The organism is Acinetobacter sp. neg1, from assembly GCF_000788125.1.
Classification (GTDB): Bacteria; Pseudomonadota; Gammaproteobacteria; order Pseudomonadales; family Moraxellaceae; genus Acinetobacter; species Acinetobacter vivianii.
In genome coordinates this window covers 433,838-458,607 of record NZ_JSZD01000006.1, presented here as the reverse complement: position 1 = coordinate 458,607, position 24,770 = coordinate 433,838, and the positions used below count along the sequence as shown (strand labels likewise).

Annotated in this window: 29 protein-coding genes; 24 read left to right on the top strand and 5 right to left on the bottom strand. The window is 40.2% G+C overall.

Annotation, left to right across the window (positions count from 1 at the left end; genetic code table 11):
* Positions 1 to 25: 25 nt before the first annotated feature.
* The 16 genes from PJ15_RS03185 to PJ15_RS03110 all read left to right on the top strand — a co-directional run bounded on the left by PJ15_RS03185 (position 26) and on the right by PJ15_RS03110 (position 11,384).
* Positions 26 to 370, top strand: coding sequence for a PilZ domain-containing protein (locus PJ15_RS03185; protein WP_004772519.1), 345 nt, complete (start codon positions 26 to 28; stop codon positions 368 to 370).
* A gap of 24 nt (positions 371 to 394) precedes the next feature.
* Positions 395 to 1,168, top strand: a complete 774-nt coding sequence (locus PJ15_RS03180) for a TatD family hydrolase (RefSeq protein ID WP_047427890.1) — start codon at positions 395 to 397, stop codon at positions 1,166 to 1,168.
* A 40-nt stretch (positions 1,169 to 1,208) separates the two neighbouring features.
* Positions 1,209 to 1,817: a TetR/AcrR family transcriptional regulator gene (locus PJ15_RS03175; RefSeq protein WP_004772516.1), complete on the top strand. Its 609-nt coding sequence runs from the start codon at positions 1,209 to 1,211 to the stop codon at positions 1,815 to 1,817.
* A gap of 11 nt (positions 1,818 to 1,828) precedes the next feature.
* Positions 1,829 to 2,377, top strand: a complete 549-nt coding sequence (locus tag PJ15_RS03170; protein WP_047427887.1) for a Tfp pilus assembly protein FimT/FimU — start codon at positions 1,829 to 1,831, stop codon at positions 2,375 to 2,377.
* Between the two features lie 67 nt (positions 2,378 to 2,444).
* Complete coding sequence (gene gspI, locus PJ15_RS03165; protein ID WP_227504687.1) at positions 2,445 to 2,870, top strand: type II secretion system minor pseudopilin GspI; 426 nt, start codon at positions 2,445 to 2,447, stop codon at positions 2,868 to 2,870.
* Positions 2,870 to 3,487: a type II secretion system minor pseudopilin GspJ gene (gspJ, locus tag PJ15_RS03160; RefSeq protein ID WP_047427884.1), complete on the top strand. Its 618-nt coding sequence runs from the start codon at positions 2,870 to 2,872 to the stop codon at positions 3,485 to 3,487. Before gspI ends, gspJ begins: the two co-directional genes overlap by 1 nt.
* Before the next feature lie 4 nt (positions 3,488 to 3,491).
* The gene (gene gspK / locus PJ15_RS03155; RefSeq protein WP_047429135.1) at positions 3,492 to 4,451 is read left to right on the top strand and encodes a type II secretion system minor pseudopilin GspK; all 960 of its coding nucleotides are present in this window, start codon (positions 3,492 to 3,494) and stop codon (positions 4,449 to 4,451) included.
* 107 nt (positions 4,452 to 4,558) lie between these two features.
* Positions 4,559 to 5,155: a 6-pyruvoyl trahydropterin synthase family protein gene (locus tag PJ15_RS03150; RefSeq protein ID WP_047427881.1), complete on the top strand. Its 597-nt coding sequence runs from the start codon at positions 4,559 to 4,561 to the stop codon at positions 5,153 to 5,155.
* Positions 5,156 to 5,198: 43 nt separating this feature from the next.
* Complete coding sequence (gene ung / locus PJ15_RS03145) at positions 5,199 to 5,912, top strand: uracil-DNA glycosylase (protein WP_047427878.1); 714 nt, start codon at positions 5,199 to 5,201, stop codon at positions 5,910 to 5,912.
* Positions 5,909 to 7,033, top strand: coding sequence for an enoyl-CoA hydratase/isomerase family protein (locus PJ15_RS03140; protein WP_171067027.1), 1,125 nt, complete (start codon positions 5,909 to 5,911; stop codon positions 7,031 to 7,033). The genes ung and PJ15_RS03140 overlap by 4 nt, the downstream gene beginning before the upstream one ends.
* 6 nt (positions 7,034 to 7,039) lie before the next feature.
* Entirely contained in the window at positions 7,040 to 7,549 is a 510-nt protein-coding gene (gene tadA, locus PJ15_RS03135; RefSeq protein WP_047427876.1) for a tRNA adenosine(34) deaminase TadA, read from the top strand.
* Between the two features lie 66 nt (positions 7,550 to 7,615).
* On the top strand, positions 7,616 to 8,056 hold the full coding sequence (locus PJ15_RS03130) for an SRPBCC family protein (RefSeq protein WP_047427874.1): 441 nt from the start codon (positions 7,616 to 7,618) through the stop codon (positions 8,054 to 8,056).
* Positions 8,057 to 8,065: 9 nt separating this feature from the next.
* Positions 8,066 to 8,746: a (d)CMP kinase gene (gene cmk, locus PJ15_RS03125; protein ID WP_047427871.1), complete on the top strand. Its 681-nt coding sequence runs from the start codon at positions 8,066 to 8,068 to the stop codon at positions 8,744 to 8,746.
* Between the two features lie 115 nt (positions 8,747 to 8,861).
* A complete protein-coding gene (rpsA, locus tag PJ15_RS03120; protein ID WP_004772497.1) occupies positions 8,862 to 10,544 on the top strand; it encodes a 30S ribosomal protein S1 in 1,683 nt (560 codons plus the stop codon).
* 157 nt (positions 10,545 to 10,701) lie between these two features.
* Positions 10,702 to 11,004, top strand: a complete 303-nt coding sequence (locus PJ15_RS03115) for an integration host factor subunit beta (RefSeq protein WP_004653854.1) — start codon at positions 10,702 to 10,704, stop codon at positions 11,002 to 11,004.
* A 14-nt stretch (positions 11,005 to 11,018) separates the two neighbouring features.
* The gene (locus PJ15_RS03110; protein ID WP_004772496.1) at positions 11,019 to 11,384 is read left to right on the top strand and encodes a lipopolysaccharide assembly protein LapA domain-containing protein; all 366 of its coding nucleotides are present in this window, start codon (positions 11,019 to 11,021) and stop codon (positions 11,382 to 11,384) included.
* A gap of 85 nt (positions 11,385 to 11,469) precedes the next feature.
* Here PJ15_RS03110 and PJ15_RS03105 read toward each other — a convergent pair whose 3' ends face one another.
* Together PJ15_RS03105 and PJ15_RS03100 are read right to left on the bottom strand one after the other, a co-directional pair.
* Complete coding sequence (locus PJ15_RS03105; RefSeq protein ID WP_004772494.1) at positions 11,470 to 11,796, bottom strand: AzlD domain-containing protein; 327 nt, start codon at positions 11,794 to 11,796, stop codon at positions 11,470 to 11,472.
* Positions 11,793 to 12,449 carry an AzlC family ABC transporter permease gene (locus tag PJ15_RS03100; protein ID WP_005257890.1) on the bottom strand — a complete coding sequence of 219 codons (657 nt, stop codon included), beginning with the start codon at positions 12,447 to 12,449 and terminating at the stop codon, positions 11,793 to 11,795. Before PJ15_RS03100 ends, PJ15_RS03105 begins: the two co-directional genes overlap by 4 nt.
* A gap of 89 nt (positions 12,450 to 12,538) precedes the next feature.
* Here PJ15_RS03100 and PJ15_RS03095 point away from each other — a divergent pair, with 89 nt between their 5' ends.
* Both PJ15_RS03095 and pyrF read left to right on the top strand, forming a co-directional pair.
* The gene (locus PJ15_RS03095) at positions 12,539 to 13,087 is read left to right on the top strand and encodes a helix-turn-helix domain-containing protein (protein ID WP_004772490.1); all 549 of its coding nucleotides are present in this window, start codon (positions 12,539 to 12,541) and stop codon (positions 13,085 to 13,087) included.
* 113 nt (positions 13,088 to 13,200) lie between these two features.
* Positions 13,201 to 13,881: an orotidine-5'-phosphate decarboxylase gene (gene pyrF, locus PJ15_RS03090; RefSeq protein WP_004772489.1), complete on the top strand. Its 681-nt coding sequence runs from the start codon at positions 13,201 to 13,203 to the stop codon at positions 13,879 to 13,881.
* A gap of 12 nt (positions 13,882 to 13,893) precedes the next feature.
* Here pyrF and PJ15_RS03085 read toward each other — a convergent pair whose 3' ends face one another.
* On the bottom strand, positions 13,894 to 14,811 hold the full coding sequence (locus PJ15_RS03085) for a lysine exporter LysO family protein (protein ID WP_047427864.1): 918 nt from the start codon (positions 14,809 to 14,811) through the stop codon (positions 13,894 to 13,896).
* Between the two features lie 227 nt (positions 14,812 to 15,038).
* On the opposite strand from PJ15_RS03085, the gene PJ15_RS03080 reads away from it, so the two are divergent.
* A complete protein-coding gene (locus PJ15_RS03080) occupies positions 15,039 to 15,614 on the top strand; it encodes a TetR/AcrR family transcriptional regulator (RefSeq protein WP_047427862.1) in 576 nt (191 codons plus the stop codon).
* A 25-nt stretch (positions 15,615 to 15,639) separates the two neighbouring features.
* Here PJ15_RS03080 and PJ15_RS03075 read toward each other — a convergent pair whose 3' ends face one another.
* Both PJ15_RS03075 and PJ15_RS03070 read right to left on the bottom strand, forming a co-directional pair.
* Positions 15,640 to 16,866, bottom strand: a complete 1,227-nt coding sequence (locus PJ15_RS03075; RefSeq protein WP_047427859.1) for a multidrug effflux MFS transporter — start codon at positions 16,864 to 16,866, stop codon at positions 15,640 to 15,642.
* A 231-nt stretch (positions 16,867 to 17,097) separates the two neighbouring features.
* Complete coding sequence (locus PJ15_RS03070) at positions 17,098 to 18,612, bottom strand: flavin-containing monooxygenase (protein WP_047427856.1); 1,515 nt, start codon at positions 18,610 to 18,612, stop codon at positions 17,098 to 17,100.
* Positions 18,613 to 18,767: 155 nt separating this feature from the next.
* Between PJ15_RS03070 and PJ15_RS03065 the strand changes: the two genes are divergently transcribed.
* The 5 genes from PJ15_RS03065 (at position 18,768) to PJ15_RS03045 (ending at position 24,764) form a co-directional block, all read left to right on the top strand.
* A complete protein-coding gene (locus tag PJ15_RS03065) occupies positions 18,768 to 19,787 on the top strand; it encodes an AraC family transcriptional regulator (protein WP_004772479.1) in 1,020 nt (339 codons plus the stop codon).
* A gap of 118 nt (positions 19,788 to 19,905) precedes the next feature.
* The gene (gene zapE / locus PJ15_RS03060) at positions 19,906 to 21,051 is read left to right on the top strand and encodes a cell division protein ZapE (RefSeq protein ID WP_004772477.1); all 1,146 of its coding nucleotides are present in this window, start codon (positions 19,906 to 19,908) and stop codon (positions 21,049 to 21,051) included.
* 290 nt (positions 21,052 to 21,341) lie between these two features.
* Positions 21,342 to 23,504: a malate synthase G gene (locus tag PJ15_RS03055; protein ID WP_047427853.1), complete on the top strand. Its 2,163-nt coding sequence runs from the start codon at positions 21,342 to 21,344 to the stop codon at positions 23,502 to 23,504.
* 67 nt (positions 23,505 to 23,571) lie between these two features.
* Positions 23,572 to 24,054, top strand: a complete 483-nt coding sequence (locus tag PJ15_RS03050) for a hypothetical protein (protein ID WP_047427851.1) — start codon at positions 23,572 to 23,574, stop codon at positions 24,052 to 24,054.
* An 89-nt stretch (positions 24,055 to 24,143) separates the two neighbouring features.
* Positions 24,144 to 24,764, top strand: coding sequence for a 2OG-Fe(II) oxygenase (locus tag PJ15_RS03045; protein WP_004772473.1), 621 nt, complete (start codon positions 24,144 to 24,146; stop codon positions 24,762 to 24,764).
* Positions 24,765 to 24,770: the final 6 nt, after the last annotated feature.

The window sequence follows — 24,770 nt, the reverse complement described above, 5'->3', positions numbered from 1 at the left end:
TTTCAATATTGAACAGGGGAAAGTTATGCAACCACAAATGATGGGCGGAATTATACAGGTCAACATTCCAGACAAAGCGACCTTACAATCAAGTTATATGCCTTTTGTACAAGGCGGCGGTTTATTTGTGCCAACTAAACAAGCGGTGAAAATGGGACAGGAAGTTTTTGTACTGGCAACACTTCCGGAACAATCCCAAAAGATTCCATTGACTGGAAAAGTGATCTGGATTTCTCATAAACAGACGCATTTTAAGCCACAAGGTTTTGCAATACAGCTTGCTGGTGAAAAAGGCGTGTATTATAAAAATGAAGCTGAGAAATTGCTGGCCGGATCCAAAGGTCTGGATCGTCCAAGTTATACCATGTAGTTATGAAGTAAATAGGATAGAAGAGTGTTTGTTGATACGCATTGCCATTTAACCATGTTGGATCTAAGCCCTTATCAAGGCGACTTGGATCAGGCACTTGAGCAAGCCCGTCTTGCGGGTGTTTCGAAATTCATGGGCATTTCGGTTGATCTTGAAGATCATATAAAGTTGGCAGAAATTGCATCCCGACATCACGATGTTGGGTATTCTGTCGGTGTTCATCCATGTGAGGATGAACAGGTGATGGCGCGCGCGACAACAGACTATCTCGTCAATCTTGCTCAATCCGATAAAGTGTGGGCTTTGGGTGAGACGGGACTGGATTATTATCACAGTACAGATTTCGTCGAGGAACAAAAGCGTTGCTTTGCCCGACACATTGAAGCTTCAAAAATCGTGAAAAAGCCTGTGGTTGTGCATACCCGTGCAGCCAAGCACGATACCATTGATATTATTCATGCAGAGCAGTCTACCCATGGTATTTTGCATTGTTTTACCGAAGATTGGGAAACAGCAAAAGCCGTTTTGGATTGTGGTTACTATATTTCTTTCTCTGGGATTGTTTCTTTTAAAAATGCTCAGGATTTACGGGATGTGGCAAAGCAAGTGCCGCTTGATCGTCTTTTGATAGAAACAGATAGTCCTTATTTAGCGCCAGTGCCTTATCGCGGTAAAAGCAATGAACCGAAATATGTTCCTTTTGTAGCAAAAGCATTAAGTGATGTATATGATAAATCGGTTGAAGAGATTGGCATGATTACAACACAAAATTTTGAAAATCTCTTAAATTTGAAATAAACGGTTTTGTTGTATTAGGAAAGAGAGTTATTACGTGAAAATGGATCGTCAAGCTCAGTTTAGAGCACGAGAAGTATTAATTTTTCAAATCGCGGAGCAACTCCTATTAGAAAATGGTGAAGCAGGCATGACGCTGGATGCGTTGGCAGCTGAGCTGGATCTTGCTAAAGGCACGTTATATAAGCATTTTCAAAGTAAAGATGAGCTGTATATGTTGCTGATTATTCGTAATGAGCGCATGTTATTGGAAATGATTCAGGATACCGAAAAGGCATTTCCTGAACATTTGGCTTTCTTTATGTTGCACCATTTGCATCATCCTGAGCGTACGGCCTTATTCCATCAGATAGAAGAGCGGCTTTCGACCACTGGACAGGGTATTCAATTACTGTTCAGTGAGCTATATAAGGTGCGTAGACAGCGTTTGCGTATCATTATCCGAATGACGGAAAGTTATTTGCTGGGTATTAACAGTACCATGACGACGCGGGATTACCTTGCTTCGATCTGGTCTTTGACCTATGGCGCAGCCGTTATCCTGAATTCGAGCTTCTATCAGCGTTATCTGGGTTCTCGAGATACCTTACGTGTCGCTTATATTGAGCAGGCTTTGGCATTACCGAAGCTGGTCGAAACTGCGCTTGCATAGTTGAAATGATAATGAGATCACCAAAGCATTCGCAAAAGGCTTTTACCCTGATTGAGGTGATGGTGGTGATCGTTATTATGACGATTATGGCATCTCTTGTGGTTTTGAATATCGGTGGTGTTGATCAACGCCGCGCCATGCAAGCCCGAGAGATGTTTATTCTTGATCTGAAAAAAATTAATAAAGAAGCCACTGATCAGGCAAAAGTTTTTGCGTTAAATACTCAAAATGCCACGGATGTTGCACCTTTCAGTTATAACCTCTATGAATATCATGACCAGAGTCTTGAGCAGATTCAGCAGGCTGACCGCACTTGGCAACTATATAAAGAGTTTAAGACGCGTCAATTACCCAATAATGTGTCTTTGAGTATACAAAGTTTAGATACAGCAAATTATAACAAAGCAAAAAATGAAGATTTACTTGGCGGTAAGGCTCCTCAACTCATCTGGTTTGGAAATGGTGAAACGAAGCCTGTCCGAATCCAGTTTTATTATGCGCAACAGCCGATCGGACATGAGTTAGAACTGGATCATTTGGGTAAAGTCAATGAAAATTAAGTCTTTAGTATATTGTCCAGAGAGTGGTTCTTCTGTTGCTGTAGAACAGAAACCTCGCACCTCAAGCATAGCTTTCGGCCTTGCAGCAGGGCCGAGCGTTGCTCGGCGTAGTCCTGCTTCAGGATTTACTCTACTAGAAGTGATGGTTGCGTTGGCGATCTTTGCTGTTGCTGCGATTGCGTTAACCAAGGTAGCGATGCAATATACGCAATCGACATCAAATGCCATTTTAAGAACCAAAGCACAATTTGTGGCCATGAATGAAGTGGCAATGATGGAAATGAATCAAGAATGGCTGGATGGAACACAATCCAAGCAAGTGACCTCTCAAGGGGAAACTTGGCAAATCGATAAAAAAGCACAATCTACAATCAGCCCTAAAATCCAGCGAATTGAACTCCAAGTCAGTTTATTTAATAAAGAACAAGGTAAGGTCGAAGCGGGGATTACCAATCTTGTGTTCTTTAACTATCCTGCCAAAGCTAGAACATAATGAAATATACACGCGCATTTACTCTGGTCGAGTTATTGGTTGCAATTGCAATCTTTGCAGTACTTTCGATGCTGGGCTGGAAAGTGTTTGACTATTTATTAAAAGTAAAAGACCGTAATGCAGAACATGAATTGCACTTATTTGCTTTGCAGGATGCTTATCAGCAGTTCTTGCGGGATAGTTTGCAGATCATACCTTTGACAGCTAATGATGGACGACAGTTGCAAGCTGCGCTTGTCTTGAATGATCAGCACTTTGCATTCAGCAAGGCTGGTGTTTCTGACCCACTGAAACAAGGTTTGTCGCCTTACGAGCGTATTGAATATCGTTATGATGCTGAACAAAAGAAAGTTTATCGCCTCAAATATTCAAATCTGAATATTCCTAATCGGGTACAGCCAGTTTCAAGTACTTTATTGGAAAATGTAGATCAATTTAAAGTGATTGTTTTGAATCCCCAAGAATCGACGCAATGGCCTGAAAATAGTGATCCAAGTAATATCGCTGAACTGAAGAAATTACCACTTGGAATCAAAGTTCAGTTGACAGTGGCTGGTACAGACTACGAGTGGATTTATAGTCTGCTCAATAATAATTCAGATGCAGGCGGTCAGTAATGTCATGAAAAAACATTCATCTCAACATGGCATCGCTCTATTAACGATTCTGGTAATGGTAGCTTTGGCGACCATTCTAGCGGCGACCATTGCCAAGCGACAAACCAATACTGCCGAAAACACGGGTTATTTAATGCGTCAAAACCAATCTCTGCTTTATGCAAAAAGTGCAGAGGCATTTTTCTCGGAATTGCTGATACAAGATAGCGATAACGGGGAAAGTATTGACCATTTACAGGAAAACTGGGCAAAACCGATGCCGCCATTTCCTGTAGAGGATGGATATGTTTCTGGTCGTTTAGTTGATGAGTCTGGAAAATTTAATCTTAATAATTTAGTGAAAGCTGATGGAACAAAGGTGGATGAAGCCGCGCAACGCTGGTTTGAAAAATTGCTACAACGGGTAGGTTTGCCTGCTGAGTTAAGTCAGGCCGTAATTGACTGGCAAGATGTTGATGATGAAACCACAGGGCCAATGGGAGCCGAGAGTAGTTATTATCAGGGTTTGGATCCTGCTTATCTAACGCCAAATACCAAATTCCACAGTGTAGAAGAGTTGAAACTGGTCAGAGGATTTGAGGGTAAGAATTATGATTTGATTAAACCCTATGTCACGGCATTACCTGAAGCGACCAAGGTCAACATGAATACGGCACCAGCCTTGTTATTGGCCAGTATTGATCTAAAAGTCGATGTAAAAGCGGTGGAGCAAGAGCTAAAAGCGAAACGGGCGAATTTGACTTATTTCAATAATATTGATGATTTATGGCATCTAAATGCATTTTCTGGGATAGAAGAACAGAATAAATCTGATGCCGCTGATTTGCTGGATAGTAAATCCAACTATTTTACTGCACAAATTGAAGTGGTTTTAAGCGAACGAAAACGTCAATTTACCAGCTCTTTAGCACGTAAGGATAAGCAAGTGACTGTTTATTCAAGAAGTCTTTCACCTTTCCAGTAAATTTCTGGATTGGTTAATCAAATGGTGACAAGGTTTAAAATCAATCCCAATCCATGTTTTTTTGCTTTATAATAAAATTCGTTTGCAGATAAAGATTAGCTTGGTGCATGTTAATTCGTAAATTGTTTAAGTTTGAGAATGCTCATATTGTACGTAACTGTACATCGGATCGTTGTAAGCGTTCGATTCATGGGCATAGTTATAAAGTTGAATTATTATTAAAAGCGTCAAAGCTGGATCATGGGCAAATGGTCTATGATTTCGGCTTACTCAAAGGCGTTATTAAGGAGCTATATGATAGCTTCGATCATGCAATCTGTTTTTGGCAGAAAGATGACCCTGCTTATATTGATGCATGTAAGACATTCAGTGCGCGCTGGATTTCCTTACCCGTTTCGCCATCGGCAGAACAGTTTTCGCGTATCTTTTTCTATCTCGCTCAGCAAGTGTTAAATTCAACTGTTACCCAGAATGGTGAAGGGGACGTTGAAGTGTATTCAGTGATTGTGCATGAAACAGATACTGGCTATGCACAGAGTTTTCAGGAAGATATTGAAAATACACAAATGGGCGAATTGAGTCTGGAACAGATTGTCTTTTCAGAACAGGTACAGGCTGAATGGAGCGACTTTCAGATGTACGAAAACCTGAAAAAAGGAACAAAATTCCAGAATCCGAATGTAGAGTTACAAGTTAATATTTAAGTATTCTTCACTTAAATAAAAGAATTTATTTCAAGGAATGTTGATGCAACTTACTGAACAGCAACAGGACAAACTTAATAAAGTTCAGTTGGACGAGTCTTGGAAAATCTCATTATCAGAGTTTCTTCTGAGCCCTAAAATGGATAATTTGCGTGAGTTTTTACAACAAGAAAAACTTGCAGAAAGAGTCATCTATCCACCAAGCAAGCAGATCTTTAATGCATTGAATACCACACCATTAAATGCGGTGAAGGTCGTGATTCTGGGGCAGGATCCTTATCATGGTCCAAGTCAGGCCAATGGTTTAAGCTTTTCTGTGCAAAGAGGGGTTGCATTACCGCCATCTTTGCGTAATATTTTTCACGAATTAAATACTGACCTGGGTGTTCCTGTTTCTCGTCATGGTGACTTGAGTAAATGGGCGGCACAAGGTGTGTTATTGCTCAACAGTGTACTTACGGTCGCGGCAGGACAGCCAACTTCACATCAAAAACAGGGATGGGAAGACTTTACCGATTCAGTCATTGATGTATTGAATGAGCAGCGCGAACATATTGTGTTTATTTTATGGGGTGCTTATGCACAGCGTAAAGGACAACGTATCGACCGTAACAAGCATCTTGTTCTAACAGCAGCGCATCCATCACCACTCGCTGCAAACCGTGGTGGTTTTTTTGGCTGTAAAGTATTTTCTAAAACTAATCAATATTTGAAACAACATGGCATTGAGCCTATAGACTGGCAATTGGACGCATAATGACTTCTCCCGATTTAAATAGCTATCATCCTGATTTAGTTATTGAGCATGCAAAAAATGGTTGGCGAATCATTCGTCTTAATCGCCCTAAATCACTGCATGCTTTAGATGAGCCGATTGTAAGTGCTCTGCTTAAAGTATTTGAGCATTTTCATGAAGATGAAAGTGTTAAAGCGATCTGGTTCGATTCGACGACACCAAAAGCATTTTGTGCAGGTGGGGATGTCCGTAAATTACGTCAGCTTGTCATCAATAAAGAAGTTGAAACAGCGAATCAATTTTTCCAGCAAGAATATGCGCTTGATTTACTCCTACATAATTATGCAAAACCGATCGTTGTCTGGGGCGAAGGCTATGTAATGGGTGGTGGCTTAGGCTTGTTTATGGCAGCACCATTCCGTTTGGTTACTCCATATTCACGTCTGGCAATGCCTGAAATCAATATCGGTTTATATCCAGATGTGGGCGCAAGCCGCTTCCTTGCTGATCGTGGTCAAATCGGTTTATTTACTGGTTTAACTGGCTCAATTATGACCGCAGCGGGCGCATTCAGCGTAGGTTGGGCAACGCATATTTGTGAAGCACAACGCGATAATGTTCTGCAAAAGGTTTTAAATGTCGATTGGAATCATTATCCAGCGGGTGCTTTCCGTGCGATTGATGATACCTTGAATAGCTTACATCGTCCTGTTGCTGCGGGTCCTTTGCAAAATTCAATTGATGTAATTCATAGCGTTTGTCGTGGGCAAAACTTTGAATATGACTATCAATCGATTATTGGCCTCAGTGATGCAAGTAGTGACTGGTTACGTCAGGCAAGTGAGAACCTGCAAAAAGGTTCACCAAGCACTGCAGCAATTACCTGGTTGTTATGGCAATGGGGTAAACAAGGTCATGCATGGGATGAAGTCTTTGCATTAGAAGCCCAAATTTCTGAATGGAAAATCCGTCATCCTGATTTTGTTGAAGGTGTGCGTGCCCGTCTGGTTGATAAAGACTTATCACCTGAATGGAAAGCAACAGAACAGTTAACGCTTAAAGGTATTTTGGGCGACTGTGCACCTGTAACCAATATCGAGAGCTGGAATGCGTTGTTGAAGCACTATGGCGTGATTGCTTAAGCTGATATGACTGTAGAAAAACATAATGATGAATACTGGATGCAGCTTGCCTATGAGCAGGCTGCATTAGCGGCATCACAGGGAGAAATTCCTGTCGGTGCCATTCTTGTTAGTGATGATCAGGTCATTGGTGCAGGATACAATGCACCGATTAAACTTTCAGATCCTACTGCACATGCAGAAATACAGGCTTTACGTGCAGCGTGCCAGTCTTTAAATAACTACCGTTTGCCTGAAGATACGACACTGTATGTTACGCTTGAACCTTGCACCATGTGTGTAGGCGCTTTAGTGCATGCACGGGTAAAGCGTGTGGTTTTTGCCACGACTGAGCCAAAAGCGGGTTCTCTGGTCAGTGCCAGACAATTACTCGAAAGTGGTTATTACAATCATAAATTTGTTTTTGAGCAAGGATGTCTGCAAGCGCAATGTTCCTTGCAGTTAAGTAATTTTTTCAAACAAAGAAGAAATGAAAAGAAGAAAATCCGTTCATCAAAAACGTCCTTAAATGATTAAAAATGTCTCATGAGTTATGGCACACTAAGCCTCCAATGTTTTTGGATATAATCAAAAGGCGAAGTTATGCGTAATGCAATCACGATAGAAAAAGAATTCAATGCACCGATCTCTGAGGTTTTTGACTTGTTGTCAAAACACGCAACCTATAACAAGGCATTTGCACCATTACAGGTGGTTCGTGTGAAAGATTCTGCTGATCCGGAACGTCCTGACGGGATTGGTTCAATTCGCCGCATGGGATTTGGTCCGATTAAACCGCTTCAGGAAGAAATCACGCTATTGGAAGAGAATAAACGAATTGAGTATAAGTTGATCAACAACCCATTGGTAAAACACCATTTGGGGCAAATTGACTTTAAAGAAGTCACACCTTTTGTAACTTTGGTAACTTATAAGATTGAATTTACAGCAAAAGCACCTTTTGTAAGTAAATTAGTTCTTGCACAACTCAAAGCAGCGATTACACTAGGTTTTTCAAAATTAGCCAAATCAGTTGCTTCATAAGAGATGGGAATGACAGTTCATATTATTACGATTGATGGTCCAAGTGGTTCTGGTAAGGGCACATTGGCTGCAAAAATTGCCGCACATTATGGTTTTAATTTATTAGATTCTGGTGCGTTATATCGTTTACTTGGGCTGTCTTTGTTTCAACATGGCTTGTTGGATCAGCTGGATACCAAGCTAGAGCAGTGTGTTGAGTATGCTACACAGCTCGATATCGAATTTAAATCTACAGAAGCAGCAACACTTGTTTTTCTGGAAGGCGTTGATGTTACCAATACCATTCGCACAGAGCAGGTCGGTGAGTATGCATCTAAAGTGGCAACTGTTCCAGAATTAAGAAAAGCATTATTTGAACGTCAACGTGCATTTATTCAGGCGCCGGGTCTGGTTGCTGACGGACGTGATATGGCGACATCGATTTTTCCAGAAGCCCAAGCCAAGATTTATTTAACTGCATCGGCTGAATCTCGTGCAGAGCGTAGAGTAAAACAGTTGCAGGGTATGGGTCTTGATGCTAAAATAAGCGACATTTTATCTAACATACAGGCTAGAGATAAAAGAGATATGGAGCGAACTGTTGCTCCGCTCAAGCCAGCTGAAGACGCGTATGTCATTGATAGTTCTACAATAGGCATCAATGAAGTGTTTCAGTTAATGGTGGACTATATCGATAGCTGTATTCAATAGATAAACCCTTTTATTTTCAGTTGAAGCATTGCTTGATCAGATTTTTTGGACAATGTAACAACTTAACTAAACCGGCCTTGTCTGATCCAAGACCGCGGACTTTATCAGGTATATCATGACCGAATCTTTTGCAGCCCTCTTTGAAGAAAGTGAATTAAACCTCAACGTTGAAAAGGGTGCAGTCATCCAAGGTACTGTTGTTAGTATCGATTCTGACTGGGTTACTGTTGACACTGGCCTTAAATCTGAAGGCGTTGTTGACCGTGCTGAATTTTTAAATGAACAACGTGAACTTGAAGTTCAAGTTGGCGATACTGTTGACGTAGTTGTTGAAGCGCTTGACAACGGTATGGGTCAAACAGTTTTATCACGTGAAAAAGCGAAACGTGCTGAAACTTGGACTAAACTTGAGAAAATCTTTGAAGACGGCGAAATCGTTACTGGTGTTATCTCTGGTAAGGTTAAAGGCGGTTTCACTGTTGACATTGGTCCTGTACGTGCATTCTTACCAGGTTCTTTAGTTGACACTCGTCCTATCCGTGACACAACTCACCTTGAAGGTAAAGAGTTAGAGTTCAAAGTAATCAAACTTGATGCTAAACGTAACAACGTTGTTGTATCTCGTCGTGCAGTTATGGAAGCTGAATCTTCAGCTGACCGTGAAGCATTACTTGCTCAACTTGAAGAAGGTCAAACAGTTACAGGTACGATCAAGAACCTTACTGATTACGGCGCGTTCGTTGATCTTGGCGGTATTGATGGTCTTCTACATATCACAGATATGGCTTGGAAGCGTATCAAGCACCCTTCAGAAGTTGTTGAAGTTGGTCAAGAAGTTACAGTTAAAGTACTTAAGTTTGACCGCGAGCGTAACCGCGTATCTTTAGGCCTTAAGCAATTAGGCGAAGATCCATGGTTAGCGATCATGAGCCGTTACCCTAAAGGTTCTATCGTTAAAGCACGTGTAACTAACTTAACTGACTACGGTTGCTTCGCTGAAATCGCTGAAGGCGTTGAAGGCTTAGTACACGTTTCAGAAATGGACCACACAAACAAAAACATCCACCCATCTAAAGTTGTTCAGATCGGTGACGAAGTTGATGTTATGGTTCTTGAAGTTGACGAAGAACGTCGTCGTATTTCATTGGGTATCAAACAAACTCGTGCTAACCCATGGGAAGAGTTTGCTAAAGCAAATGAAAAAGGCGAAAAAGTTTCTGGTACGATCAAGTCAATCACTGACTTCGGTATCTTCATCGGTTTATCTGGTGGTATCGACGGTTTAGTACACTTGTCTGATATTTCTTGGAACGAACAAGGCGAAGAAGCGATTCGTCGTTACAAGAAAGGCGACACAGTTGAAGCAGTTATCTTATCTGTTGACGCTGAAGGCAACCGTATCAGCCTTGGTATCAAGCAATTAAACAGCGATCCATTCAATGACTTCTTGGCTGCGAATGAGCGCGGTGCTTTAGTTAAAGGTACTGTAACTGCTGTTGATGCTAAAGGTGCTACAGTTAAATTAGCTGATGACATCGAAGCAACACTTAAAGCTTCTGAAATCAACCGTGACCGCGTTGAAGATGCGACTAAATTCTTAGAAGTTGGTCAAGAAGTTGAAGCTAAGATCATCAACGTTGATCGCAAATCTCGCTCTATCAACTTGTCTATCAAAGCGAAAGACGAAGCTGAAGAGAAAGAAGCTGTGAACAATGCTCGCCAAGCTGCTGCAACTCAAGCTGCAGAAAGCAATGGTCCTAAGACTATTGGTGACTTAATTAAAGCTCAAATGAAGTAATTTGTTAAAAAGTACGTTTCTTGTAACAGAGACGTACTTTTTTATACAAAAATACTGTAAACGGTAGCGTAGTAATCATGTACTGCGCTACCGTTTTGTATTTAAACAGGTTATTATTAAAAACATTGGAAAGTAGCGATAATTAAAGAGGTCATCAATGACTACTGAAGCACTTAATAAATCTGATTTAATTGAACGGATTGCTCTTAAAAACCCACACTTGGCTGAACCTTTAGTTGAAGATGCAGTTAAGATCATGATTGATCAAATGATTGAAGCACTTTCAAGCGGTGATCGTATTGAGATTCGTGGTTTTGGTAGTTTTGCATTACATCACCGTGAACCACGTTTAGGTCGTAACCCTAAAACAGGTAAGTCAGTTGATGTTGCAGCGAAAGCAGTTCCACACTTTAAACCTGGTAAGGCACTTCGTGATGCAGTAAACGAATCTGCTGAATAAGTATTGAGGTCTTTATGCGTTATGTCTTAATTGCATTACTCGTTGCCATTTTTGGTTATTCACTTGCTTTGGTACTTCAAAACCCGGCTGAGCTACAAGTAGACTTGTTATTTACTCAAGTTCCAGCGATGCGTTTGGGGTTATTACTTTTATTGACGTTAGTCTTAGGTGTTGTTGTTGGTTTACTTCTAGGCGTACAGGTTTTCCGCGTTTTCCAAACCAGTTGGGAAATTAAGAGATTGCGCAAAGATATTGATCATCTTCGTAAAGAGCAAATTCAACTTGCACAGCAAGCTGCCGCAGAAGCTGCTGCGAGTGTAAGACATGAGAAAACGGTTCTGGATATTAACCCAGAAAGCCAGCCGCGTACTCCGTTATAAATTTTATATTTCAGCCTTATAAAATCTTGATGATTGTATAAGGCCCTTAAAAGCTCTTTATTGGATTAAAGAGCTTTTTTTGTTTTTATGGAAAACCGAAATATCTCAACATGGCGGTAATGAGCATAGCGACTAAAATCACCACAATAAGAGAATATTTTTTCCATGCAAAAATGATCGCAACCGAAACGCCAATAATTTTACTGATGCCACTAAAATGAGTTTCTGTAAAAAGGGTATTAAATACGGCTAAGGTGAACAGCAGAACACAGGCAGAATCAGCCAATAACTGTTTATGATGTTCTTTGATCTCAATGCGATTTGCCAGATAAAAGCCTGAATAACGGATCAGGTACGTCCCTAAAGCAAGTACAACAATGCCTATGAAGATATAACTCTCGCTGTATTTCATTTCGTTTTTCGACCTATCATTAAACCCAGCATGGACACTAAAACAGGAAGTCCTGTTGGAAGTAAGGGAATAGAAGCTAAGGAAAGTGATGTGCCTAGAAATACTCGATTTCGTGTGGTTTTATTCTTGAGCATCGGCAGGATCAAGGCAAAAAGAATGGCTGGAAATGCTGCATCAATGCCAAAGACATAGATATCTGGAATATTTTTGCTCAGCAGATAACCGATGAATACACCGAGCGGCCAAAGTATGCTGATACCTAGGCCACACATCCAGTAAGCCCATTTTTTCAAATGCGCTTCTTGTTGACTCAGTCCGAACATCACACTTTCATCATTCATGATGTGACAGGCAATAAAGTGATAGACATTTTTCTCAATAAATGTTGCAACCGATAATCCAAAAGGCAAATGACGCAAATTGATGAGTATACCTGTGAATGCGGCAAATACAGGATTTGCTCCTGTTGCAATCATGCCAATAAAAGTAAATTCAGCTGCGCCAGCTAATACTGTTAAGGACAGAGCGAGAGGAATCCACATGGGCAGGTCAAAACTGGCTGCAACTGATCCAAGAGAAATCCCGACAATTCCTGTTGCGACTGAGATGAGAATGATGGCTTTGATTAAGTTATAGCGTTCTTTATCTTGCATCTTTATTTTCTATATCAAACGACCGTACGATATAATAGATTAATTTTATATCGTTCGTCAAAACGAACAATCGTTTTTTATGGTGATTTATGGCATTGCCAATTGAAATTGTTGCAAAGGGTTTGCAAAGAGAGAGACAAAAAGCAGGACTGTCATTGGCAGAAGTCGCGCGTCGGGCGGGTATAGCCAAATCAACCTTGTCGCAATTGGAAGCTGCACAAGGAAATCCTAGTCTGGAAACATTGTGGGCCTTGTGTGTGGCTTTGGATATTCCATTTGCAAAGTTAATGGAAAGTAATATTGCACAAACTCAGGTCATTCGTTTTGGCGAAGGGCCATCTGTTTCCTCTGAAATTGCCCATTATCAGGCTATTTTATTGGCCAATTGTCCAACTGGCGCTAGACGTGATGTATATATGCTCACCACACAGCCAGGTGAACCACGTTGCAGTCAGCCGCATCCGATTGGCAGTATTGAGCATATTGTGATTATGAAAGGTCAGGCAAGAGTCGGCTTAATTTCCGAACCAGTTTTGCTGAATGAAGGGGATTACATTTGTTATCCTGCCGATCAGCCCCATATTTTTGAGGCTTTGCAAGACGATACTAGAGCAATTCTTATTTCCGAGCAGAGATAAGGGCTATTTCTGTATGATCGAAACGCTTTTTTGCATTATGGGTGCTTTCTTGCTTTGTTCATGCTGTGAATCACTTTATAATTAACTGATTTTTATGTGATGGAACTAGATTCGTGAGTATTATTGTTGCCCTAGACGCAAAAAGCCAATATGACGCCTTAACAATTGTTGATCAGCTTGATCCGTCACTTTGCCGTGTGAAAGTTGGCAAAGAGCTTTTTACTCATGAAGGTCCATCAATTGTGAAAAACTTGCAAGACAAAGGTTTTGAAGTTTTTCTTGATCTAAAGTTCCATGATATCCCGAACACTACCGCTCAAGCAGTATGTGCTGCTGCCGACTTAGGTGTATGGATGGTGAATGTGCATGCTTCAGGCGGCCGTAAGATGATGGAAACTTGCGTTGAACGATTGAAGGCCGGCAACTATCAGACTCAGTTGATTGCAGTGACTGTATTAACGTCAATGGGACGTGAAGATTTGCGTGATATCGGTCTGGATATCGAGCCAGTTGAACAAGTGAAGCGTTTAGCAAAACTCACTCAGGAAAGCGGGCTAGATGGTGTGGTATGCTCAGCACAAGAAGCTAAGATCCTTCGCGATATGTTAGGTCAACAGTTTGCATTGGTGACACCAGGGATTCGTCCAGAGGGTTCAAATGCAGATGACCAAAAACGTATTGTTACCCCAAAACAGGCTATGCTTGATGGTTCAACGCATTTAGTAATTGGTCGTCCAATCACTAAAGCGGAAAAACCGACTGAGATGTTGAAATCAATTTTGGCTTCGATTTAATGAAGTCAAAGTTTAAAACTTCATACTGAGAAATAAGCTGATTAAGAGTGGTGCGAGGAGCGACAGAATCAATCCACTCATCATGGCATGTGGTACATAATGTGTGCCACATGACTGTTTCACCATCGCAAGCGTTACATCCATTGAGGTAGCGCCTGCGCTGGAAATCGCAGAGCGTGGAAAGCGCCAACCTAAACAATACATCAATAAAATCGCAAAGATTTCTCTAAATAAATCGGTTAACAGGGCAATACCACCTAGTTTGGCCGAATGCAGTTCGGTAAATAAAATTCCGGACATTGAATACCAGCCATAACCTTGAGCTAAAGCCATAACTTCATTCAGGCTGTAATGATTCGATAGAATAAAATAGTTAACAATTGCTGCAAGACAAGATCCAATAAACGCTGCGACAGGCACCAATAAGATTTTCCAGCTTAACCAGCTACGATCGAATTGAGTAAAGGCCAGTTCAATACCAATCAAGAAAATAAAGATTAATAATAAATACCAGCTATTAAAGGCAATATGCAGATCTAATTTTTGAATAAGCATACCCAAGCCAATACCCACGGCTAAGGCCAGAAAGGCTTTTCCAATGTTTTTCAGTGCATTTAGAAACAAGTGGAGTGAAATTTTCCCTTGCACGCTTTGGCGATCAATTAGCTTATACGTCATTAAACAAATAAAAAAAGAACCAATCGAAGTGGTAAATGCAATGAGTACTGCTGGTGGCAAGATTGCGGCTGGATTTTGAATATGGTTGAGTGCTTGCGTGAGTTCAAACGCAACACTGACCAGTAAAATATAAGAGAAATAAGGAAGAATTTTAAATACAAATTTTTTTAGTGATTGAGATAAATGCGGTGCGATAAAATAGCCTAAGCTGATACAAACAAAAATTTGGAAAATCAGAACAAAAGAGGTCATACGATCAGAGCGTTGAAAGTGCTGATTTATTATGCAGGGAAATCTGATAGTTGGGTAGATTTATATATCATTTGATCAACAAAATTTGGGGCTGAAACAATGCGAAAGAATTGAACAGAGCATCTCGCACATTTTTTATTTTTAGATGCAGATTGAATGAGCTGATTCATCTATGAATATCGCATGAGGTGAAATATACTTTTATCAGTACAAGAGGTAGATGATTTGTGACAGCAGCTAAGATTCAAAAATATGCATTGGAACGTTTTGCAAAACAGGGCTTTGCCGCCACGTCATTGAATGAAATTGCGACTGATGTTGGTATAAAAAAACCTTCGATTTATGCACATTTTAAGAATAAGGATGAGCTCTATCTCAGCCTGATTCCCATCATGATTGATGAAGAACTGGGATATGCCAAAACAATTTTGCAAGGTGGGGAGCATCTACAACAACAATTGCATGATTATTTTATCAGCATCGAACAGCGCTTTAATGAGTCTTATGCGGTTCAGTTCTGGATGAATGCTTTGATCAGTCCACCCGTGCATTTGTATGATCAGGTGATTGAGCCGATGCATGTGTTTATGGCTGATCTGGAACAGTTATTTTCGCAAGCGATTCAGAATTCTGAAGTGGCTAAAAATCAGCATCAACTCGATTCCCAGACACTTGCTCGGGTATGCATGAGTTTTGTGGATGCATTGCAAAGTGAATTGATTTATGGCGGTCAAGAAAAGTTCCGACTTCGTCTGGATGCCATCTTAAAAGCATTGAATGTATTGATCAGTACCTCAATTTAAAAGGTACTGATGCGTGTGAATATCATTATTCAGCTTCTGCAACAGGAAAGCGAGCCCGTTGTCCTGAGGCGGCAAAAATAGATAAGCCCAGTGCGATACTGCCACAGATGAATAAACTTGCAGGAAGCAGGCTGATATTAACGTCCATAAAGCTGACAATAAAACCAATCAGTGAAGCAAAAGCATATTGGAGTAAGCCCATTAATGATGAGGCTGCACCCGTTAAATGCTGTGGGCTTTGTTGCATGGTAAGTGCGGTGACGTTACCAAAGATAAATCCTGTAGACCAAATACTTAGTCCCAAAAGAATAATGTATTGCCACAAGCTTAAATCATAAAAAGACACACTCGTTAGCAGAATCAAGCTGGCCCCACTAAATATACACATTCCAAGTATCAGTAAGCGTTGCGCCGACCAGCGTTTTAATAACAGGATTGAAACTTGCCCAAGAATGATTAGTCCAATCGCATTGGCTGCGAATAAGGTACTAAAAGTTTCATTATGAATATGATAATGCTGAATAAAAATAAAAGGTGACTGGCTTAGGTAAACAAAGAAAGCACCCAAGATAAGACCACCAGCAAGAGTGTAGGCCGTAAAGCTTTTATTTAAGCTCAAGGTTTGATAACTGGTTTTGATTGTGGCGAGTTGGAGTGGCTGACGATATTCAGGCTTTAAGGTTTCGGGTATGGCGTAATTGCCCCAGAACCATAAGATTGTACCAAGTACGGCCAATGTATAGAAAATAAGTGTCCATGATCCGAAGCGAAGAATAAAGCTACCAAATAAAGGGGCAATGATTGGAATGATCATCATCACCTGCATCAGGATGGAAAAGTTTTTGGCACTACTTTGTGCATCGCATACATCCGAAATAATCGCTCTAGGTACAACTAAACCCGCGGATGCGCCGATGGCTTGTAAGAATCGAGCAGCCAGTAACCATTCAATCGACGGTGCAATTGCAGCCAGTAATGAACCTAAAATGAAGATCGCAATACCGATTAGCAAAGGTTTACGGCGTCCAAAACGATCAAGTAAAGGCCCGTAAATCCCTTGACCAATTGCAAGACCAATCAAGAAGACCGAGAGCGTCAATTGAACTTGTCCAGGCGTGGTTGCAAAGCTTTCTGCAAGTAGGGGAAATGCAGGTAAATAAATATCAATCGCCAGCGCATCTAAAGCGGTAAATAAGGAGAGCAGCAGTAACAAAGACCAACTGATTTTTGAAATTGGAGGAGCAGATTGCATATCTTGTAAACTCGAGTGCAGAAAGCGAACAGGTATTAGTAACTACCTAACGGTAGGTAGTTAAAATCTTAGCATGAATTTTTTGTTTTTGCCTATAAAAAGAAATGTGGCTTTAAATTGGAAAAGATAAAGGAATAAAGAGCGGGTAAGCAGGAGGTATAAGTCGTTGTATCATTCAGAAATAAAAAAGCCCCTAAGAAGTTCAAGGGCTTTTTAACTGTATTTTGCTATTTATGCAGCATTGGATTTGGCAGCAGTTGAGCTATTGATAAAATTATAATCAGCCACGTTTACTTTGCGTGTCTCTAACCAATATCTCCACGTATAGGTTGGCCATAGTGAGAAGTTTTTGCCATCAGCAGCCTGATACCAACTGCTACAGCCACCCGCTTGCCAGACCGTACCTTTCAGTTGCTCTTGTACACGCTCATTAAACTGATCTTGAACATCCTGCTTGATTTCGACAGCTTGAGTCTTGGTTTGATCGACAGTTTGAATCAATTGCAGAATGTAGTTCACCTGTGATTCGATCATGAAAATCACAGAGTTATGACCAAGAATAGTATTTGGCCCAAGTAACTGAAACAAATTCGGGAAGTTTTTGGTGCTGATACCATAATAGCTTTCCGCGCCATCTTTCCATGCTTGTTTGAGTTCAATACCGTTACGACCAATGCAATTGAAATGCTTTAAGTAAATACGTGGGTCAGTAATAAAGCCAGTTCCATAAATTAGGCAATCAATTTGGCGTTCTTTGCCATCTTTAGTGATGATGCCATTCGCTGTAATTTCCTGAATAGCATCCGTCACTAGTTCAACATTGTCACGGTTAAAGGTCGGGAAGTATTTATTAGAAATCAAAATACGTTTACAGCCCATCACAAAGTCTGGGGTTAATTTTTTTGCCAGTGCTTTGTCTTTTACCTGAAAACGGATAAAAGCTTCCGCCAGTTTTTGACCATATTTCATTATTTGTGGCTGTACAATCGGCACGACACGAGATTCATTGGTCCAGTACAGACGGGTACGATGAATTTGACGATAGATGTTTGAAGCTTTAAAGAGTGTTTTGCTGAGCTGTGAGTATTTGCGTTCATCACGTGGAATTACCCAAGCTGCGGTACGTTGTAATACATAGAGCTGCTTCACTTCGGGTGCAATTTCTGGAATGTACTGAATGGCACTACCACCTGTACCAATGGATGCAACTGATTTACCTGTTAAATCATAATCGTGATCCCATTGAGATGAATGGAACACTTTACCCTTAAAGTTCTCAATTCCTTTGACATGAGGAATTTGTGGAACATGTAACGGGCCAGAAGCAAAAATCACAAATTGTGCTTCGAGAGTGGCTTGGTCTTTAAAGTCCAATGTCCAGATATTGCGGTTTTCATCAAACTCGGCTTTGGTTACTTCATGTCCGAATTTGCAATAGTCTTTTAATTTGTATTGTTCAGTGATGTCTTGAATATAAGTAAAGATCTCATCTGCTTCTGCATAACGTTTTGACCAATCGGTTTTTGGTGCAAATGAAAGGGAATACATATGCGACTGCACATCACATGCCGCACCTGGATATTGGTTTTCACGCCACGTGCCACCGACGTCATTGGTTTTTTCTAAAATTACAAAATCATGGATTTGACTTTGTAACAGGCGAATGGCCATTGCTAAACCACCAAAACCTGCACCAATAATTGCCACTTTTGTTTTTTGAATCGCATTTTTGGTTACATCACGCATAGCGTATATCCTGCACAGCTAAATTTTATGCAAGTTTAATGGTTTTAACGAGATTAAATATGATTGTACCGACGTAAAACTTGACCATTTCGGCAATTCATTTGCTCAGGCTTTTATAGTAAAACATTAAAGTTTTGAGAACTGTATTAGGAATTATGAAGAGATCTATCCTCGGATTGATGTATTTGATTCAAGGCATGCGTCATGTCGGCATTGATGTGGATGCACGTTTAGCAAATATGGGTATACAAGCCGATGCTTTAGATCCAGCTTCAATTATTCCTGATGAGATCGAATGGGATATCTTGCAACATATTAGTCAGGATATTTCACCTGAACAAGGTCTGTTCATCGGGCAACATTATGCGCTGGCAGGTTATGGGCCATTTCTGATGTTATTGGTCACCAGTGAAACTCTCCATAAGGCTTTGTTAAATGGGGTGCAATTTCAGCAGTTGACTCATTTATTTGGTTCTTTACATCTCGAAATTAAAGAAGATTTTATTCATTTGTTCTATCAGCCTGTTGATCTGAATACGCATTTAGGTCAATTGCGCGCGCAATGTGAAATTTCAGGTACGTATAAGTTCTTACAAGATATTTTCAAAATGATGGGATTAGAGATCCCTAATATTCGGATTGAATTGCCATTTACCCGTCCGAAAGACTTAAATTTGCTTGCAGCCTATCAGGATTATTATGGAATAGATGTCAAATTTGGATGTAGAGAGGCTGCTTTCATATTAGAAAATACTCAAATACTCAACATTAAGATCCCATCTGCTGATGTATTGACCTATCGCATTTATGAAGAAAAATGCCTAGCGGATATTCAAAATCTAGAAAAAAGTGCCAGTCTAAAATTGACCGTGGTCGAATATGTGAAGGATTATCTGGAAATGCAAAATGGAGTCATTCCGACGATGGCAGAAACGGCCTGTGCCTTGCATATTCCCGAGCGAACTTTAAGGCATCAATTGCAGCAAATGCAGACCAGCTATAAAGAAATTCGTGAAAAGCTGATCCAGCAGAAGGCCATAAAATTCATTGAAAACAGTTCATATTCGATTGAACAGGTGGCTGAAATGTTGGGTTATTCTGAGCCAGCAGCGTTCAATCATGCCTTTAAAAGATGGTTTGGATTGAGTCCAAGACAATATAATCGCAATCATTAAATGATTAAAAATGGTACATTATGATGTTTAAACTCTATGATAATTAAGCCTAAAATCTAATGTCATTGAACGGAATGTTCGATATAATTTTCACCAATTAAAATTGCAATAACACCTTATGTCAAATTCTAAACCAGACTCACATAGCACTGCATTTATCCCAACGTCACCTGCTGAGCGTTATACTCAAGCACTTGAGTCAGGACAATTCATGCCAGATGAAGCACAAGCTCAGGCTGTGCGAGAGTTAGACCGAGTATGGAAAGAGTTACTCACTCGCTATAAGGCTTCTAAGAAAGCGTTTCGACGTTTCCGTCGTCAAACCTATCCGAAAGGCGTTTATATGTGGGGTGGTGTAGGCCGTGGCAAGACGTGGCTGATGGATCAGTTTTACGAATCTGTTCCATTCCGCCGTAAAATGCGTATGCATTTCCATCACTTTATGCAACATGTCCACAAAGAGTTGAATAAGCTTTCAGGTCAACGCAATCCTTTAGATTTGGTTGCGGATCAGATTTATAAAGATGCTGTTGTAATTTGCTTTGACGAATTTTTCGTATCGAACGTTACAGATGCAATGATCCTGAGTGATTTGTTCCAGAAGTTATTTGAGCGTGGCATTACGTTAGTTGCAACGTCAAATATTGCACCAGATGGTTTGTATAAGAACGGGATTCATCGTGACCGATTCTTGCCAACCATTGAGCTGGTCAAGAAAAACTGTGTCGTTTTAAACGTAGATGCCGGTGTGGATTATCGTTTACGTGTCTTGAAACAAGCACAATTATTCAAGTATCCATTAACGGATGATGCTCAAGCTTGGTTATCTGGGCGTTTTAAAGCCTTGACCCAAACGCAGGCGCAATCTAATTCTCCAATCATGATCAATAATCGCGTGGTAGAGACTTTAGGCCATACTGAAGATGTATTGTGGTGTGAATTCTCTGAATTATGTTTTAAACCGCGTAGTCCAGCCGACTTTATTGAAATTGCTAACATTTACAATACCGTGCTGGTGAGTAATGTTCCGCATTTGACAGATTTCTTGTCAGAAGGAACACGCCGTTTTATTTATCTGGTCGATGAATTCTATGACCGTGGTGTAAAACTGATTCTTACTTCTGAAGATTCAATCATTGATCTGTATGAGGGTGAGAAATTGGCATTTGAAATTGAACGGACGCGTTCACGTTTATTGGAAATGCAATCGGATGATTATCTACATTCCGAGCATCGACAGATTCAGGTCGCACAAACTTCATAAATCAAAAAGGCATTCTTCGGAATGCCTTTTTTTATAAACTTACATTGATAAGGCTTTATTCCTGACTGATTTTTGTTATAACTAGATGAGTTTGAAAAGGGAGTATGTTGCAGAACTAGAAAGAAAAGCATCGACATTTGATATTTTGATAAATATAAAAAATCTTGTTTGTCAATACGTCTAATAGGGAAAATGCTTACTATTTAGGAATGTGATATTACTATTCAGGCTAGTATAAATCAGTATACTAGAATTCTTGTTATAAAAAGTTAGCACCATCAGGAAAGACAATGACTGTACGTATTCAAAAAGGCAAGCTAGCGATTGCTAAAGAACTTTATGATTTCATCGAAAATGAAGCTTTACCAGGGGCTGGTTTAGAGAGTGAAACTTACTGGAAAAACTTCGAGCAAGTCGTTGTCGACCTTAGCCCAAAGAACAAGGCATTATTGGCTAAGCGTGATGATCTTCAAGCGAAGATTGATGAATGGCACCGTAATAATAAATTTGAACTTAATGCTTATAAAGCATTCTTAACCGAGATTGGTTATCTGGTACCAGAAGTTGCAGACTTTAAAGTAAGCACTGAAAATGTAGATGAAGAAATTGCTTTACTTGCAGGCCCTCAATTGGTTGTACCTGTACGTAATGCACGTTATTGCCTAAACGCAGCCAATGCACGTTGGGGTTCTTTATATGACGCGCTTTACGGTACAGATGTTATCTCTGAAGAAGGTGGCGCAGAGAAGGGTAAAGGTTATAACCCAGTTCGTGGTGACAAGGTTATTGCTTTTGCTAAAGACTTCTTGAATCAAACTTTCCCATTGGCACAGGGTTCACATGCAGATGCAACCAAATATGCAGTTGTAAACAACGCTTTGGCTGTGACTTTAAAAGATGGTTCAACCACTACTTTGGCTCATCCATCTCAATTTGTTGGCTTTAATGGCGATGCTGCGGCTCCTGCAGAAATCGTACTCTTAAATAATGGTTTGCACGTGATCATTGAGATCGATGCAAATAGCCCAGTGGGTAAAACTGATGCGGCGGGTGTAAAAGATTTAACACTTGAAGCTGCTGTAACCACGATTCAGGATTTGGAAGACTCGGTTGCTGCGGTTGATGCAGAAGAGAAAGTTGAAGGCTACCGTAATTGGTTAGGCTTGATGAAAGGTGACTTACAAGAGTCAATCGAGAAAAATGGTAAAACCATTACCCGTGCTTTGAATAAAGATCGTACTGTACAAAACCTGATTGGTGGTACAACTACTTTACATGGTCGTTCATTGATGTTGCTTCGTAATGTTGGGCATTTAATGACTAACCCTGCGATCCTTGTAGATGGCGAAGAAGTGTTTGAAGGCATCATGGATGCATTAGTGACGCCATTACTTACCGTTGCTGATATCCGTGGTCAAAACGAGAATAAAAACTCTCGTAAAGGTTCAATGTATATCGTTAAGCCAAAAATGCATGGTCCAGAAGAAGTTGCCTTTGCTGTTGAATTGTTTGAACGTGCTGAACAAGCAATTGGTTTACCTGCAAAATCGCTCAAAATCGGGATTATGGATGAAGAGCGCCGTACATCTGTAAACTTGAAGAACTGTATTGCTGCTGCAAAAGATCGCACGATCTTCATCAATACTGGCTTTATGGATCGTACAGGTGATGAAATCCATACCTCTATGGAAGCTGCACCAGTTGTTCGTAAAGAAGCAGTTAAAACACAAAAGTGGATTGCTGCTTACGAAAACCGTAACGTTGCAATTGGTTTGGCATGTGGTTTACAAGGCAAAGCGCAAATTGGTAAAGGCATGTGGCCAAAACCAGACAGCATGAAAGATATGTTGGCAACCAAAACGGCTCATCCAAACGCGGGTGCATCTTGTGCATGGGTTCCATCTCCAACAGGTGCGGTACTTCATGCCTTGCATTACCATCAGATCAATGTAAAAGCGCGTCAAGATGAATTAGCTGCTGAAAACATGTTGTCTTTAGATGACTTGTTAACACCGCCGTTTGCACCAGAAACAAACTGGACTGCGGAAGAGTTAAACAATGAACTTGAAAATAACTGTCAAGGTATCTTGGGTTATGTAGTTCGTTGGGTAGATTTAGGTGTTGGTTGTTCTAAAGTGCCAGACATCAACAACGTTGGTTTAATGGAAGACCGTGCAACATTACGTATTTCATCTCAACACGTTGCAAACTGGCTGCGTCACGGTATCGTAACGCGTGAACAGGTTGAAGAAGTGCTTAAGCGTATGGCTGTGATTGTTGATCAGCAAAATGCTAATGATCCACTTTATACGCCAATGGCACCTAACTTTGATGGTATTGCGTTCCAAGCTGCTTCTGACTTGATCTTCAAAGGTGCAGAGCAGCCATCTGGCTATACAGAGCCATTGCTACACGCAGCGCGTTTAAAATTAAAAGGTTATACAGGTGACTAAGTTTACTTGTTAGACTGATAAAAGGTACCTATTTAATAGGTACCTTTTTTATAAATAGAGGAAAAAAATGTATTTTTGGAACACAAAAAAATTAATTGACGATTTAAGAAACAACCGTTTAACAGAACAAAACTACAAAAATTACTATTTGGTTAGCAGTGTATTTATGCTCATCATGATGTTTGCTATGCGTTTTGCTCCTGTAGATGGTGAGCTTCCAAATCTTATTGATGCGGTGTTGAGCACTATAATTCTCATTGTTGGTATCAATTTTTGTTTTAAGGCGAATGGCGGAAATCAAGGTAAACAATTTGTTAGTCGTTTAATCTGTCTCTTTTTGCCAATTGGCATAAGGTTTATCTTGGCTTATTTCCTGTTATTTCTTTCTTTAATTCTTGTTTTTATTTTAACTGCACGATTTATTGATTCCACTCAAATTCTGGTGTTAATTACCCCTTATCAAAAATGGGGGATGCTTATTATTTCAATTTTAATGCAGGTGATGATGTATTGGCGCTTTTGTGTAGCATTGAAAGCAATTCATCGTTAACAGAGTGTAGGTAAAACAGGATAAAACAGATTAGCACTGAAATATTTGTTATAATTATTACAGTTTGATCATTTAGCCGAATCATAGCGATGTCACAAATTTTAAAATTAGATGCTTTAAAACAGGCGCAAGTTTCAACTTCGCCATATCCTTACTTTGTGGTGGAAAATTCAATTGTAGACAGCGAAGTGAAAGCTGTGATTCAGGATTTTCCAAAGATTGAACAAGGTGGAAGCTATAACATTGAAGATGTTGAGATTAAACCTAATTTTGATCGTTTCTTAAAATCATTAGATACCAAAGAATTTCGTCAAATTTTAACTGAAAAATTTGATGTGGATGTGATGGAACATCCGATGATGATCACTTTACGTGGTTATTCACGTCAAAAAGATGGTCGTATCCACTCGGATTCAAAAACCAAACTTTTGACCATCCTGATTTATTTAAATGAATCTTGGGATGCACCTACAGGTCGTCTACGTATCTTAAATGATGAAAAGAACATGGATGACTATGTTGCAGAAATCGATGCTGGTCCGGGTACATTAGTTGCTTTTAAAGTTACCGATAACGGCTGGCATGGTTACGTCCCTTATGAAGGACAACGTCAATCAATCCAGATTAACTTTTTAACCAGTGATAAAGCCAATGCCAAGCACCGCTTTATTCATGGTTTAAGTGCAAAAATGAAAAAATTATTTGGCTAATATTGG

Bases quoted from the DNA above. Each gene is read 5' to 3' on its own strand.
- PJ15_RS03075 (WP_047427859.1), bottom strand. From the start codon at position 16,866: ATGCAATCTGCTCCTCCAATTTCAAAAATCAGTTGGTCTTTGTTACTG.
- tadA (WP_047427876.1), top strand. From the start codon at position 7,040: ATGACTGTAGAAAAACATAATGATGAATACTGGATGCAGCTTGCCTAT.
- PJ15_RS03050 (WP_047427851.1), top strand. From the start codon at position 23,572: ATGTATTTTTGGAACACAAAAAAATTAATTGACGATTTAAGAAACAAC.
- PJ15_RS03110 (WP_004772496.1), top strand. From the start codon at position 11,019: ATGCGTTATGTCTTAATTGCATTACTCGTTGCCATTTTTGGTTATTCA.
- PJ15_RS03115 (WP_004653854.1), top strand. From the start codon at position 10,702: ATGACTACTGAAGCACTTAATAAATCTGATTTAATTGAACGGATTGCT.
- rpsA (WP_004772497.1), top strand. From the start codon at position 8,862: ATGACCGAATCTTTTGCAGCCCTCTTTGAAGAAAGTGAATTAAACCTC.
- PJ15_RS03095 (WP_004772490.1), top strand. From the start codon at position 12,539: ATGGCATTGCCAATTGAAATTGTTGCAAAGGGTTTGCAAAGAGAGAGA.
- PJ15_RS03130 (WP_047427874.1), top strand. From the start codon at position 7,616: ATGCGTAATGCAATCACGATAGAAAAAGAATTCAATGCACCGATCTCT.
- PJ15_RS03150 (WP_047427881.1), top strand. From the start codon at position 4,559: ATGTTAATTCGTAAATTGTTTAAGTTTGAGAATGCTCATATTGTACGT.
- zapE (WP_004772477.1), top strand. From the start codon at position 19,906: ATGTCAAATTCTAAACCAGACTCACATAGCACTGCATTTATCCCAACG.
- PJ15_RS03055 (WP_047427853.1), top strand. From the start codon at position 21,342: ATGACTGTACGTATTCAAAAAGGCAAGCTAGCGATTGCTAAAGAACTT.
- PJ15_RS03100 (WP_005257890.1), bottom strand. From the start codon at position 12,449: ATGCAAGATAAAGAACGCTATAACTTAATCAAAGCCATCATTCTCATC.
- gspK (WP_047429135.1), top strand. From the start codon at position 3,492: ATGAAAAAACATTCATCTCAACATGGCATCGCTCTATTAACGATTCTG.
- PJ15_RS03170 (WP_047427887.1), top strand. From the start codon at position 1,829: ATGAGATCACCAAAGCATTCGCAAAAGGCTTTTACCCTGATTGAGGTG.
- PJ15_RS03070 (WP_047427856.1), bottom strand. From the start codon at position 18,612: ATGCGTGATGTAACCAAAAATGCGATTCAAAAAACAAAAGTGGCAATT.
- PJ15_RS03105 (WP_004772494.1), bottom strand. From the start codon at position 11,796: ATGAAATACAGCGAGAGTTATATCTTCATAGGCATTGTTGTACTTGCT.
- PJ15_RS03045 (WP_004772473.1), top strand. From the start codon at position 24,144: ATGTCACAAATTTTAAAATTAGATGCTTTAAAACAGGCGCAAGTTTCA.
- ung (WP_047427878.1), top strand. From the start codon at position 5,199: ATGCAACTTACTGAACAGCAACAGGACAAACTTAATAAAGTTCAGTTG.
- cmk (WP_047427871.1), top strand. From the start codon at position 8,066: ATGACAGTTCATATTATTACGATTGATGGTCCAAGTGGTTCTGGTAAG.
- PJ15_RS03085 (WP_047427864.1), bottom strand. From the start codon at position 14,811: ATGACCTCTTTTGTTCTGATTTTCCAAATTTTTGTTTGTATCAGCTTA.
- gspJ (WP_047427884.1), top strand. From the start codon at position 2,870: ATGAAATATACACGCGCATTTACTCTGGTCGAGTTATTGGTTGCAATT.
- PJ15_RS03065 (WP_004772479.1), top strand. From the start codon at position 18,768: ATGAAGAGATCTATCCTCGGATTGATGTATTTGATTCAAGGCATGCGT.
- PJ15_RS03175 (WP_004772516.1), top strand. From the start codon at position 1,209: ATGGATCGTCAAGCTCAGTTTAGAGCACGAGAAGTATTAATTTTTCAA.
- PJ15_RS03185 (WP_004772519.1), top strand. From the start codon at position 26: ATGCAACCACAAATGATGGGCGGAATTATACAGGTCAACATTCCAGAC.